Origin of the sequence: Alteromonas sp. KUL106 (assembly GCF_009811415.1) — a bacterium.
Taxonomy (GTDB): domain Bacteria; phylum Pseudomonadota; class Gammaproteobacteria; order Enterobacterales; family Alteromonadaceae; genus Alteromonas.
Genome location: NZ_BLIG01000044.1, coordinates 59,448 through 72,361, shown reverse-complemented (window position 1 = coordinate 72,361; position 12,914 = coordinate 59,448). Strand labels below are relative to the sequence as shown.

Below are 12,914 nucleotides of genomic sequence, written 5' to 3'. Positions count from 1 at the left end.
TATAAAGTATATTATTCAGACTACAAAACCCCATTGAATTGGCAATCAATCACAACTTCAAAATTTATTACATACAGAACTAATTATTTCATTTGATGTTTATAAAAAGTGCTCCATGCTGTATATTTCTGCGTAATAACCTAAGTTGAATTAAAGGTGAAAGGAATTTACTGCGTGATTGAGAACGAAAAAAAGTCTCCCCTCAACAAACCGGTGTTTTTAACGTCGTCAGCGTTGATCCTCTGTTTGTTAATCTTTGCTGCCGGCACACCCAAAACGGCTGATGCTCTCTTCCAGCAGTTACAAAGCGTTATTGTCACCAACGGAAGTTGGTTTTACGTGTTTACTGTCGCTGTCATTGTTGTGTTTGTGGTCTTCTTAGGCATGTCGCGCTACGGAGAAATTAAACTGGGTCCAGATCACGCCACACCAGAATTTAGTTTCGGCACGTGGCTCAGTATGTTGTTTGCAGCAGGCATGGGCATTGGTTTGATGTTTTTTGGTGTAGCAGAACCATTAATGCATTTTTTGGCCCCTCCTACCGCACAGGCAGAAAGTATTGACGCTGTGCGCGAAGCGATGAAAACCACGTTTTTCCATTGGGGAATTCACGCGTGGGCCATCTATGCTGTGGTAGCGCTGATATTGGGGTATTTCGCCTATCGTCAGAACTTACCGCTTACTCTACGCTCTGCACTTTATCCTCTGATAGGCGATCGTATTTATGGCTGGCCTGGTCACGTTGTTGACATTTTTGCGGTAACGTCAACGGTGTTCGGTGTCTCTACCTCGTTGGGATTTGGTGCATCGCAGGTTAACGCGGGTTTCAATTATTTGTTTGGACTACCGTCAAATACCGGTGTGCAAATAGCTATCATGGCTGGCGTGGTGGGCTTGGCTGTCATCTCAGTAACCACTGGTTTAGAAAAAGGGATTCGCCGCCTTTCAGAAACTAACATGATACTTGCGATTGCCCTGCTGCTTATCGTTCTAGTGTTAGGCCCTACAGTATTTCTACTTCAAGCTTTCATGCAAAACACGGGCGCTTACTTATCTGATTTAGTTCGCAACACCTTCAATTTGTTCGCGTATGAAAAAACAGATTGGATTGGCGGCTGGACCATTTTCTACTGGGGTTGGTGGTTAGCGTGGGCGCCATTCGTCGGGCTTTTCATCGCGCGTATATCCTATGGGCGTACCATTCGCGAGTTCGTTATGGGTGTATTGCTTATTCCTTCTGCATTCACGCTGTTTTGGATGACCGTGTTTGGTAATGCGGCGATAGACCAAGTACTCGTTCAAGGCAAGGATGTACTTGCGCAAATGGTTAATGAAGATACGTCAGTTGCGCTCTTTGTATTCTTAGAACAATTCCCATTTTCGTCGGTACTCAGCTTTATAGCGGTATTAATGGTAATTGTCTTCTTTGTGACCTCGTGTGACTCTGGCGCTATGGTGGTCGACATGTTGTGTTCTCACGGCGAAAACAATACGCCCCTATGGCAGCGAGTTTATTGGGCTGTGGGTGTTGGCGTGGTGAGCTCAGTGTTACTGTACGCAGGAGGATTGGGCGCCCTACAAACGATGACCATAGCCGCGGCACTACCGTTTGCGATTGTCTTGCTTATTTCGATATTTGGATTACTGAAAGCGTTAAGAGTAGAGGCCTATAAACGCGAGAGCTTGCAAGTCATGGCAGGTACGCCTCAGCACAGTGATTCAGATAAAAATTGGAAAGAACGGTTAGAAAACATTGTGTCTTTTCCTGATGAAGGCGCCGTTCGCCGTTATGTCAATAAAGTGGTTAAACCTGCTCTTTCTGAGGTTGGTGACGAATTTAAAGCGCAACAATTCGACACACGTATTGAGGACAACGAGGAGGCATTAATCTTAACCGTTGACATGGGTAATGACCCTGAATTTGTGTATGCGGTATATCTGGTTCCAACAGAACAACCGGAATTTGGCCCGAGCGATACATCAGAACTAGACGAAAATAAAAAGGCCACGTACTATCGCGCTGAAGTGCACCTGTCTGAAGGTGGTCAAAACTATGATATTATGGGCTGGTCAAAGATTTCGGTCATCAATGATGTGATTGACCACTATCACAAGCACCAACATTTTATTCATTTGCTTAAGTAACCTGAAGGTTACTTGTAAATTGGAAGTATAATGCGAAAAGAAGAAGAATTATTAGTAGCACTACGGCGGATTATTCGTGCTGTAGACTTGCGCAGTAAGCAGCTAAGCAAGCACGTGGGCCTAACCGGCCCACAGCTACTGGTTATGCAGAACATTGAAGAGCGCCCTGGCATCATGGTGCGTGAAATAGCGGAGAACATTAATTTGAGCCCCGCCACCATCACTAATATTTTAGACAGACTGGAATCGCGAGACCTAGCGACACGTATCAGAAGTACGCAAGATAAACGCAAAGTTGGCGTTTATCTTACAGAAAGGGGTAAAGAGGCAGTTGTCGACGCACCTCGCCCTCTTCAGGAACATTTTGTTGAGCGTTTCTCGCTGCTTAAAGAGTGGGAACAAAGCCAGATGGTGGCAACCGTTCAACGAATTGCAACTATGATGGACGCTGAGGACATTGATGCATCTCCGTTTTTAGAATTGGGCAGCATCTCAGATAAAAACTAATATGCTTATTATTCAAAAATGGCCTTTTTTAAAAAGGCCATTTTTATAAGCGTTCGCTAATTCATTACTTTATTTATGACTTCGCTTTAAGCGGGTTCACCTTACCGCCAGTAATTTTATCAGCCCTGCCTTCTTCCTTTGCTTTCTCTGCACGCCGTTTACGAATTTCTTTTGGGTCAGCAATAAGCGGTCGATAAATTTCAATACGATCACCGTCTGTAAGTGTGTCTCTAAGCTTTACTACTCTGCTCCAAATCCCGACTTTGGTCGTTTTTAAATCAATATCAGGGAATTGCTCCATAATACTTGAGGCTTTGATCGCCTCTTCAACCGTCGCGTTTTCGTGAATAGCAACATCAACAATTGCTTGCTGAGTAGGAAGCGCATACGCAACTTCAATGTTGATGAGTTTATTGCTCATGCGTAGACACTCCGTGCCCGCTCAGTAAAGGCAGTCACCATACTGCTTGCCAAGCTATTGAATACCTTACCAAATGCCATTTCCGCAAGCTTGTTGCTAAACTCAAACTCTAAGTTAAGTTCAATTTTACACGCCTCTTCAGAGAGGGCAGAAAATGTCCAACCGCCAGTAAGTGTACGAAATGGGCCGTCAACCAGCTGCATTTGAATACTTTTTCCCGGCACTAACACATTGTGAGTAGTAAACCACTGCTTAATGCCCGCTTTGGCGACCAATAAAGACGCCTTCATATTTTGGGCTGATGTGTCGAGAATTTTGCTATCCGCACAACCTGGCAAAAACTCAGGATAGGAAGCTACATCGTTGACTAAGTTATACATGGCTTCTGCGCTATGTGCTACTAGCGCACTTCTATGAATACTTGGCATTGATCCCACTATTATTAACACTTTTGCCGGCATTGTATCACAGAAAAATTGCTGCGCTCGTATTCGGTTTTACCCTGAACGACCCCATATCAGTATTTAGTGTTAAGGTAATGATATCGGGACAGGTAAGAAGGTGAATTGGATAAAGCATACTCCGCTCAGAAATCACACTTCGCCGACAATCAATTATTGTAATTTATGACAACTAAAGACATTCCTTTGAACAATCAGTATAATAGCCAGCATGAAAAAGAATAAAGCCAACAAAAACTCCACTGGAAATATCGCGCAGAATAAAAAGGCGCGCCACGACTATTTCCTAGAAGATAAGTTCGAAGCAGGACTTGAGCTTCAAGGGTGGGAAATCAAAAGTATTCGTGCCGGTAAAGTCAATATTACCGACGCCTACGTTATTATTCAAAATGCTGAGGCGTATTTAGTGGGATGCCGCATCAGTCCATTGAATCAAGCATCTACCCACGTTATTGCGGCCCCTGAGCGCGCACGTAAGTTATTACTAAACAAGCGTGAAATAGACCGTCTGATGGGTGCTCGTGACCGCCAAGGTTACTCAATCGTTGCTACATCAATGTACTGGAAAAAGTGCTGGGTGAAATTAGAAATACACTTAGCAAAAGGTAAGCACGCCCACGATAAGCGTGACACCATCAAAGACAAAGATTGGCAGCGTCAAAAAGAAAGAATGATGAAACACAGCGTTTAACGCTGTGTTCTTCTTTGTACTGCGTTCACATCAGTATTTGAACAATTTAAATACCTTCACCGGCGTCTCTCGACGTTTAAAAGGGAGGAACTAAATCATTAGCCAACGTCTCGTTTTGTCATTTTCTTGCGATGCAGCATATCAAGAATAAGACTCCACAGCGGCGATGGGTTTCTTAAGGTGGTGAGATTGTTCCCTAAGCGCCTCAGTTGTCTGCGTACCATCGCCATATTTGCAAGGCTAGCGAGTGATTTATCTTTCCACGTACAATGCGGAATAATGCCCGAATAAGCCCACTCCTGTTGCCATTTTTTTGAAAGGTCTGGAGTAATAGCTAACGCACTGGCTAAACCCACTAACGCACACCCCTCCTCCACAACTTTTTCAGCTACTTCAGCCCGCTTAATACCACCTGTTGTCATAAGCGGAATGTCCGTTTTACTTACCAGCGCTTGCGCAAATTCTAAAAAGTATGCTTCTCGCGCAAGGGTGGTATCATCTCGGGTTTGCCCCTGCATCGCAGGCGCTTCATAACTTCCGCCAGACAATTCAACAACGTCCACGCCCAGTGCTTCTAGTCGGTTTACCACTTCACAGGAATCGTCAAATGAAAATCCATTTTTCTGAAAGTCAGCAGAGTTGAGTTTCACCATGACGATAAATTCTTTAGAACAGACTGCCCTAACTTGGCTAACTATGTTAATAAGCAAGCGCGCACGATTGATGATCGAACCACCCCACTCGTCTTGGCGCTGATTAGTAAGCGGAGATAAAAACTGCGTAAGCAGATAACCGTGAGCAGCGTGAATTTCAACGCCGTCAAACCCTGCTTTTTCGGCTTGCTTTGCCGTTTGAACAAAGCGCTTGCATACATCGTGAATATCTTGGCAGGTCATCTCACGAGGCTTCGCAAACAATTTTGAATGCTTACCCATATCCAAGGGAACAGCGGAAGGTGCAATCGCCTTACCCCGCATTGCCTTGAACACTTGTCGGCCGGGGTGGTTTATTTGCATCACTGCGAGCGCCCCGTTCGACTTAATAATTTTTGCCCATTTCTGAAAGGGAGCAAGTTCAGTGTCTTTTTCCAATGCAACGCCGCCTGGACCTGTCATCGCGCCTTTATCCACCATAACATTTCCAGTGATCACCATACCTAAATGACCGTGGGCCCAATACCGATAAAGCGAATAAAGCGATTCGCCTGGTATGTTTCCTTTACTCGACATGTTTTCTTCCATTGCGGCTTTAACAAGACGGTTTCTTACTGTCACGCCACAGGGCAAGGTATAAGGGGAATACAATATAGAATCTGAAGACATTTACACTACAAGCCTTTTAATTATGCCCTCGTACTTTAATGGTTCTTGCCTTTAATTGCATCATTACAACAGCACTATTTCCTTAAAAGTTCGCTAATATAATCAAATGAAAAGGGTCGTCTAATTTCATAAATTACTTTTATTTGTTTTGTCATTACCCTTTAGCACTTGAAATTGGCCAAGGCAGCCCCATATCTTTAAAAGCTGAACAGCACAGGTTGTTATGCATTTTTACCGAAGCGTAGATTCACGCAAGGCCTAAATAAGTAAGCTTTTGAAAAACCAGATGTTATCTTTGGTTGATTTATAGCCAAACCCTTAAAATTTATAGTATTTTTCAAAAGAATGTATTTCACCAAGTAACAATTGTGCTATGATTAGCAATCACACTCGGGGCTGATTAGGATTCGACAGGATCTAGGAAGCCGGAGGTGCATGCAGAGGAGCGGTTTGCCTCTTAAAAAGCCGCATTTAAATAGTCGCAAACGACGAAACATACGCACTAGCCGCTTAATACCCGGCATAGGCCCTTCCACCCTAGTCTTTTCCTGCTAGCGGGGATTCGGAAGGTCATCCAAGTAGGATAGCGAGGGAACCTTGTCTGAGGGTGAACCGCGAAATAGTATCAGGCCAGCTGCAAGGAAATCCTGTTTGTCGGAGTTCCAAGCAGTTAAATAAATGACAAACTAAGCATGTAGTACCAAAGGTAGACATTTTCTGGACGCGGGTTCAAATCCCGCCAGCTCCACCAATTCAATAAATTAAGACGTCCTATGACGTCTTTTTTTATGCCTTCATCAACGTAAAATCAATAACTTAGCGTATTTTAACGTTCAATAGCTTCCTCTAGCTTCTTTGATCTTTAGGTACACCATTGGGTACACTACGCAAACTAGATGAAATTGGTGTACCCATTATGGCAAAAGTTACTACACGGCTATCTGATAAAGAAATCAAATCTGCAAAGCCAAGCGAAAAAGAATATAACCTGTTTGATGGTGATGGCCTGCGACTTCGTATTAAGCCAAATGGTTCTAAAAATTGGATATTTAATTACTACAGGCCTACCAGCCGTAAAAGAGCTAATCTCAGTCTAGGTAAATATCCTGACCTATCACTAGCGAATGCTCGTAAAGCGACGCTTGAAGCAAACGAGTTACTTGCCCAAGGCATTGACCCCCAAGAAGAGCGAAAACGTCAGCAGCAAGAATATAAGTCTGTCCACCAGCATACTTTCAGCAACGTGGCTAAAGAATGGTTTGAAATTAAAAAGGACGATATTACACCTGACTACGCCGTTGATATCTGGCGTTCTTTAGAGTTACACATATTCCCTTCAATATCGAAAGTTCCGGTAAGTGCTATTACTGCCCCTCAAATTATCGACTTACTTAAGCCGATTGAGGCTAAAGGAAGTTTAGAAACAGTAAAACGCCTATCACAGCGCCTAAATGAAATTATGAACTTCGCTACAAACTGTGGGTTTATTCAAGCTAACCCACTGGTAGGAATTAAAGCGGCTTTTAAAAAGCCGAAAAAAGAAAATATGGCTGCATTAAAGCCAGCAGAACTACCAGAGCTTATGGGAGCTATCGCAAATGCTAGTATTAAGCGAACCACACGCTGTCTTATTGAATGGCAACTCCACACAATGACAAGGCCGAGCGAAGCATCTGGTGCTATGTGGAAAGAGATTGATATGGAAAGTAAGGTTTGGACAATCCCGTCGGAACGAATGAAAAAACGCAGAGATCAGCGTATCCCACTTACTGACCAAATGCTGGCTATTCTCGAAGTAATGAAACCAATCAGCGGACATCGAGAGTTTGTATTCCCTTCTGACCGAGACCCAAAAAAGCCATGTAATAGCCAAACAGCAAACATGGCCCTCAAACGGATGGGCTTCGCAGGCCGTTTAGTTAGCCACGGCCTGCGTTCATTAGCGAGCACTACGCTAAATGAACAAGGTTTTGACCGCGATTTAATTGAAGCAGCACTTGCGCACGTAGATGATAACCAAGTACGGAGTGCTTATAACAGAACTGACTATTTAGAACGACGCCGCCCTATGATGAATTGGTGGAGTGAGCATATTCTTGAAGCTGCGACGGGCTGTTTTTCAGTTACTAGTGTTAAGCAGTTAAAGGTAGTTGACTCAAATTGAGGTGTCTAGTATTGAGGTGTAGTAGTGTGATTACCAAGGGATACTGACGGTATAAGTACCAAGCGATTTTGACGTAATTACACTGATTCAATTGAGGCTTATTATTTAGCCTCACTAAATCGACTAGACTTCACTCAACATCTACAAATGGGCTTAAATTTTCTGTTACAAAGCGGTTGGGTCGCCAACCTCCCAACATCTTTTCAACTAGAAATGTATCTGTTAATGACAACGCATTACCAGTGATAGGTTCTATCATCCCGATTGCAGTCGTGAAGAAATAGCGAATTAGCTTGCTGGGAAGTTTCGAAATCGTAGGTTCACTGGATATGTCCTTCAGGTATTCGGAAATCAATTCCTGTTCGGGTGACTTATTTCCAATCCATTTTTTGAATTTCTCAGCTTTATCTAGCAGAACTAAAAATTCATCGTATGTTCTTTCGCCGCTATTGATCACGTCTCGTAGCTTTGGTGCATTTTGCGTCACTGTTCGACTAAAACTATTTATATTTGTTTTATCCAAATTTATTCGTCGTAGTAGCCCTTTGCATTTAAGGTCAATCAAATCTGATGTTCGGTGTGAAGTGTAAATTTCACTTCCATAATGTGCTGCAAATGCTAAATCACTTTTGAAAATAAAAAAATCAAGAAGAGGGTTTACTACTGACAGGCTGCCCCCCCACCTTGAGCTGTAGACTTTAGATAGGGCTGAAAAATCTAAGTCTGTGTCAACTGTAAACCTATTCTCTTCGAGAAATACTCTATACTCAAAATGCTCTGGTATATGTTGCAAGCCGACTGAGTGCTTAAGGCTAACTTTAATAGCATCCTTAACTAGATTTTTATCCGCCAGTTCTTCATGCGCGGCTCTAATGAGCCCTCCTTCAATAAAGCTATCGTCTGTTATCCGTTTAAATGGTGCAAGCTTCCTAAATCGTTCTTGGTACAACATCGCCCGTTTTCTAGGGATATTACACTTATCTTCCAACATAAATGTAAACCGTCGCTTAGCTGAATGTAGTTGTCCAACTAATTCACTGCCACAAATCCTAATTGCTTCGAAAGAGAAATACTGCCTATTATTAATAGTTTGGGGGAGTACCGTAAGCATTTGCTCTGTATATATAGCAGATACATTAGGCCTATTGAGGGTAGTCAGTAGATTAGGCATACCAATCTGCCTTATAAGCCCCATGACGCTGCCATAATCTAAAACAAGATGTACATTTTGATAGTAGAGAAGAGCTTCAGCTAACTCTCCTGCTGTTATAGCAGCGCCGCTATCTGAGCTTTTTAGTATAACTTTTTCAAACACTTTATTTTCACATCTATTACAAAAATTGACGTTAATTCTACAGACCGCTTAATTTATTTTAGTTTCTTAAAACAAATCACTCTTTGCCTCTATCTATCATTAAACCTTTTGGCTTAGCGATAGTACAAAACTCTTCAGCGGAGTACCGCATTATTAATGCAGAAATTCCACTAGCTAGTAAAGGAATTCCAATTTTAAAATCGCCAAGAGTCGTAACAACTGCTGCGGAAAAATATCCCTCATTAAAAACCTTTGGAACACGATTCTTCCACAGCGAATACAAAGTGCTATCTGGGTTACAAAATGTTTTCCAAACAATTCGTTTAATTATAGAAAATGTAACTAGCCCAATTTTCTTGGGTTGTTCCGCTTTTTCAGGCGCAGGCAACCGTTTTCTATCGGGTGGCGGCAGGAGATTGAGAGAATAAGTTCTAACATCATTTAGTAAACTAATACTGGAAGGTGGAACAGAGTAGCCTATAAGCTTTAAAATTTCGTTTTCTGAGTTTGCTTGTATAAGCAAAACGGCATTAGACTGAACCTCTTCTACGTTCAAAAGCATTTCATTACTACCTATGAGCTCTGTGAGGATACATTCTTCTTCTATACGTTCTATTAGACGCTTTTGAAATTGCCGCCTAGTAAGCTCCGAAGATATGTTATTAACCTTTCCGATCACTTCAGAAATTAGTTTCTTGGCCTGTTCTATTTCTTTAGAACGAAGGTGACAAACAGCCAGCAAACTAGACGCTTCAAGATAAAGCCGTGTTTGGTTTGCGGATAAGGCACGGATACCTATAAACCCTCTCTTTGCAAATGAAATTCTGTTAGCGTCAACGCATGATTCAAATGCCCACAATTTTGCTCGCAATAGTCTATGATGGCCTCGCATAGTTTTAGGAAACAGATGCTGAATGTTCGTGGCTAATTCGATAGCTTTGTCGGGGTTACCACTTTTAACTGCTTTCTTAAGACTAGCCTCTAAAGGTCTTAGTTTTGTTAACAGTTCTTCTTGTAGTGCTGTTGAGTTCATCCATATCCTCTTAGAGCTTGACATCATATCCTTCTGAGATAACAGTAACACAAAGGCTGTTCCATACCACAACCAAATTCTATCGATTTAGCTGACTATGGAATTGAAGTAATACTTCAACCAATAAGCTTTTACTTATTCCAATGTCTTTTAACAGTTGCAATTCCTAAACCCAAAACTACAGCAGTTTTAGACTGAGACAGCCCCTCAGCTTTTTTCGCCTGAACAGAAAGCGTTGTTTTCTTAGCCACTGGTCGACCCAACTTCCTTCCCTCTGCTTTAGCTCGCTCAAGTCCTTCTCTAGTCCTCTCTCTAATTCGATTACGCTCAAACTCTGCAAATGCAGAGAACATTTGAAGCATCAGTTTACCTTCAGCACTAGAAAGATCAGCTACTGGCAAATCTAAGCACACCACCTTGATTCCTTTATTAGTGAGTAAATTAATTGTACTTTGCACATCAATGTTGTCACGACCTAAACGGTCTAACTTCAAGACCACCAGCATATCGCCCTTTTCCATCTTGTGATTGATGAGCATCTTAAATTTTTCTCGCTTAATAGCTTCAACCGAACCCGAAACCGTTTCGCTAACTATCCGTGAATCAATGACTTCATATCCTTTTTGACGGATAGCTATGACTTGGTTTTCTGTCGTTTGCTCTGTGGTAGAAACTCGACAATAAGCAAATATACGCATATTCAATTAACTTCCTTTTCGGTATCATCTATTGGGGCATCATATAACATCGGTATCACTTTTGAAACACCCTACATTTATGATACCAACTAAGATAAAAAAAAGCTGGTATCAACATACGAATGTTTATTGATACCAGCTAAGACTGAGTTACTTAGGAGGTTTATAGATTTCCTTCTTTTTGCTGGAATTGCAGGAAAAGCTTAATTTGTTGCTCCATATCGGGGGAAACATTTTCTGCTGGCTTAGAAAGCTTCCGAAGCAGTTCAGCTTGTTTATAGTCGGGAACATCTCCATAGCTATAAAAACTTGTTAGTACACTTTCATGCCCTAGATTCTGACTCCACGCCTTAAACTCTTCAGGTGTCTGACAAAGCTTTTCACCTAATCGCACTAAGGTATTTCGAAAACTGTGTGGGTTGAAATATGGTAATCCAGCTAGGGCGAATGCTTGCGCAAATATTTTACGAATCGGATTGGCATTGCTCCAATGCTCTTCAAGTAACCCAACCGCTTCAAATTGCTGATTAGCGTCATGAGCCAGCTTTGTTTTTGGAAACAATGGTGAATTCTGTTTGTATCCTAATTTAGTCACTAAGTAATCAACCCAATCAGCTAGTATTTTATGTGGCAACTCTCCTACTGGGAAAAAGTAAGTAGTAAATGTTTTACTAAATTTAGTATTCACGTCTCTAGCATCTTGATAAAAGCTATAGTCAGAGAGGTCAACATGCTTAATTTTTGCAGAGGCAACTGCTCCGTCTCGCGCACCAGTCAAAATAACAAATGCTATTAAAGCTCTGTCTCGCATTTCAATTGAAGTCGAACAAGGCATTCCTTCTAGGGTTTTAACGATTTGTTCAATTGTCGCCACACTCCTTTTACGCTTTGCATTTCCAATTCGAGTGTCTTTTTCCGATAGATTGAAATATTCGATGTCACTATAGTTAACTTTTGCGCGATATCCTTTTTGAGTAGCTAAGTAATGGAAAAACGCTTTTAGGTGACGGGTCGCTGTAAGCACCGTTGCCTTACTCAGTTTTTCACCTGTTGCTAGAGACTTTTGGCTAAGAAGATTCTTCTTAAAAGCAATCGCATGCTTCGCCCTAAATTTCCTGAAGTCTATATACCCTGTGAAATCTTCAAAGCGATTTATAGATTTAAGAGCACCATCAACCGTCGAGTCATCTAAGCGCTTAGCTTCCTTCAAAAACTTGGTATATTCGTAGATAATTCGGGCATTGTTTGTATTATTATTTTTCATCGCTAGAAACCTCGCTGAAAGGACAATTTAAGAGCTTTTGTCCTCTTAGGACTATGTGTTTTTCTGCTATCGGTAATTTACCCTCCAGATCTTTCCAAATATCATTGACGTCGCGCCACGAAACATATTTGTTCATTCGAGTTCCACACTCTTCACAAGCTCCTGTCATGTGTGCCATTCCTGCTGGCTTGGCTATAAAGAGCAGTGAATCGAGAATGGGCTTCATTGGCTGCTTGCAACGAAAACAGCACATTTCATGATTTTCACAACCAAACATTATTGCTTTGCGCTTCTGCTTTAAATAGACCTTCAAATCTGCCCCATTTATTAAGAGAGGGCGATTGGCGTCAATGACTGGTAAGCCAACTCGTATCCAATTGCGCACTGTTTTAAAGTGAACGCCTAACGTTTCGCTGACATCAGCAACGGTATAGTTTCGATTACTTTTGATACGGTTTGCTGTGAATCGTCTAGTCATAGCTACACACCTTTGATTCAGCAACACGAGCATCAAGCCAATGCGCTATATCGGTGTGTAACCAACCTACAGCTCTCTCTCCTAAAGAAATGGAAAGCGGAAAGCTGCCTTTATTCATACGTAGATAGATAGTACTGCGCGATAGACCAGTCACCTCAATGACTTCTGGTAACCGCATGATTTTATGAGACATAGTAAGTCCTCTTGGTTTGTTATTGGATGACCAAGAGGTTACGATGAAAAGCTAAAGAGAAAGCTCATATGAGCCAAGCAAAAGCTCATATGAGTTTTTGAGTTATTGGTAAGCAGTTTCTATGTACTAGCTATCTTCATTCTAAATTGCTTACAATGCTTAACAATGAAAAAGCGAGAGAGCACGAGAATCCTCTGCCTCACACTAAAACATTTTACAGTC

The 12,914-nt window shown here is 41.9% G+C and carries 13 protein-coding genes and 1 other RNA gene; 5 read left to right on the top strand and 9 right to left on the bottom strand.

Translation table 11 applies throughout. From position 1 onward, the window contains the following. Positions 1-174: 174 nt before the first annotated feature. Together GVO63_RS15230 and GVO63_RS15225 are read left to right on the top strand one after the other, a co-directional pair. Positions 175-2,145: a choline BCCT transporter BetT gene (locus GVO63_RS15230; protein ID WP_159581006.1), complete on the top strand. Its 1,971-nt coding sequence runs from the start codon at positions 175-177 to the stop codon at positions 2,143-2,145. A 30-nt stretch (positions 2,146-2,175) separates the two neighbouring features. Beyond that, the gene (locus GVO63_RS15225) at positions 2,176-2,652 is read left to right on the top strand and encodes a MarR family winged helix-turn-helix transcriptional regulator (protein WP_159495343.1); all 477 of its coding nucleotides are present in this window, start codon (positions 2,176-2,178) and stop codon (positions 2,650-2,652) included. A gap of 73 nt (positions 2,653-2,725) precedes the next feature. On the opposite strand, the gene GVO63_RS15220 is transcribed toward GVO63_RS15225, so the two are convergent. Together GVO63_RS15220 and GVO63_RS15215 are read right to left on the bottom strand one after the other, a co-directional pair. Continuing rightward, complete coding sequence (locus tag GVO63_RS15220) at positions 2,726-3,073, bottom strand: RnfH family protein (protein WP_159581004.1); 348 nt, start codon at positions 3,071-3,073, stop codon at positions 2,726-2,728. Continuing rightward, on the bottom strand, positions 3,070-3,501 hold the full coding sequence (locus GVO63_RS15215; RefSeq protein ID WP_159581002.1) for a type II toxin-antitoxin system RatA family toxin: 432 nt from the start codon (positions 3,499-3,501) through the stop codon (positions 3,070-3,072). The genes GVO63_RS15220 and GVO63_RS15215 overlap by 4 nt, the downstream gene beginning before the upstream one ends. Before the next feature lie 244 nt (positions 3,502-3,745). On the opposite strand from GVO63_RS15215, the gene smpB reads away from it, so the two are divergent. Continuing rightward, positions 3,746-4,225 carry an SsrA-binding protein SmpB gene (gene smpB, locus GVO63_RS15210; protein WP_159495340.1) on the top strand — a complete coding sequence of 160 codons (480 nt, stop codon included), beginning with the start codon at positions 3,746-3,748 and terminating at the stop codon, positions 4,223-4,225. Positions 4,226-4,323: 98 nt separating this feature from the next. Here the strand turns inward: smpB and GVO63_RS15205 are convergent, their stop codons facing one another. Then, positions 4,324-5,547 (bottom strand): NADH:flavin oxidoreductase/NADH oxidase family protein, encoded by a 1,224-nt coding sequence (locus GVO63_RS15205; protein ID WP_159581000.1) that lies wholly within the window; start codon positions 5,545-5,547, stop codon positions 4,324-4,326. A 392-nt stretch (positions 5,548-5,939) separates the two neighbouring features. Here GVO63_RS15205 and ssrA point away from each other — a divergent pair. Both ssrA and GVO63_RS15195 read left to right on the top strand, forming a co-directional pair. Next, positions 5,940-6,298, top strand: a transfer-messenger RNA (tmRNA) gene (ssrA, locus tag GVO63_RS15200). Between the two features lie 165 nt (positions 6,299-6,463). Further along, positions 6,464-7,711 (top strand): integrase domain-containing protein, encoded by a 1,248-nt coding sequence (locus tag GVO63_RS15195; RefSeq protein ID WP_159581035.1) that lies wholly within the window; start codon positions 6,464-6,466, stop codon positions 7,709-7,711. Between the two features lie 130 nt (positions 7,712-7,841). On the opposite strand, the gene GVO63_RS15190 is transcribed toward GVO63_RS15195, so the two are convergent. The 6 genes from GVO63_RS15190 to GVO63_RS15165 all read right to left on the bottom strand — a co-directional run bounded on the left by GVO63_RS15190 (position 7,842) and on the right by GVO63_RS15165 (position 12,692). Further along, on the bottom strand, positions 7,842-9,026 hold the full coding sequence (locus GVO63_RS15190; protein ID WP_159580998.1) for a hypothetical protein: 1,185 nt from the start codon (positions 9,024-9,026) through the stop codon (positions 7,842-7,844). 76 nt (positions 9,027-9,102) lie between these two features. Continuing rightward, positions 9,103-10,059, bottom strand: coding sequence for a hypothetical protein (locus tag GVO63_RS15185; protein WP_159580996.1), 957 nt, complete (start codon positions 10,057-10,059; stop codon positions 9,103-9,105). Between the two features lie 131 nt (positions 10,060-10,190). Next, positions 10,191-10,757 (bottom strand): recombinase family protein, encoded by a 567-nt coding sequence (locus GVO63_RS15180; protein ID WP_159580994.1) that lies wholly within the window; start codon positions 10,755-10,757, stop codon positions 10,191-10,193. Between the two features lie 163 nt (positions 10,758-10,920). Beyond that, positions 10,921-12,021, bottom strand: a complete 1,101-nt coding sequence (locus GVO63_RS15175) for a site-specific integrase (RefSeq protein ID WP_159580992.1) — start codon at positions 12,019-12,021, stop codon at positions 10,921-10,923. Further along, a complete protein-coding gene (locus GVO63_RS15170) occupies positions 12,011-12,499 on the bottom strand; it encodes a helix-turn-helix domain-containing protein (RefSeq protein ID WP_159580990.1) in 489 nt (162 codons plus the stop codon). The genes GVO63_RS15175 and GVO63_RS15170 overlap by 11 nt, the downstream gene beginning before the upstream one ends. Then, a complete protein-coding gene (locus GVO63_RS15165) occupies positions 12,492-12,692 on the bottom strand; it encodes an AlpA family transcriptional regulator (RefSeq protein ID WP_063457004.1) in 201 nt (66 codons plus the stop codon). The genes GVO63_RS15170 and GVO63_RS15165 overlap by 8 nt, the downstream gene beginning before the upstream one ends. Positions 12,693-12,914 lie beyond the last annotated feature (222 nt).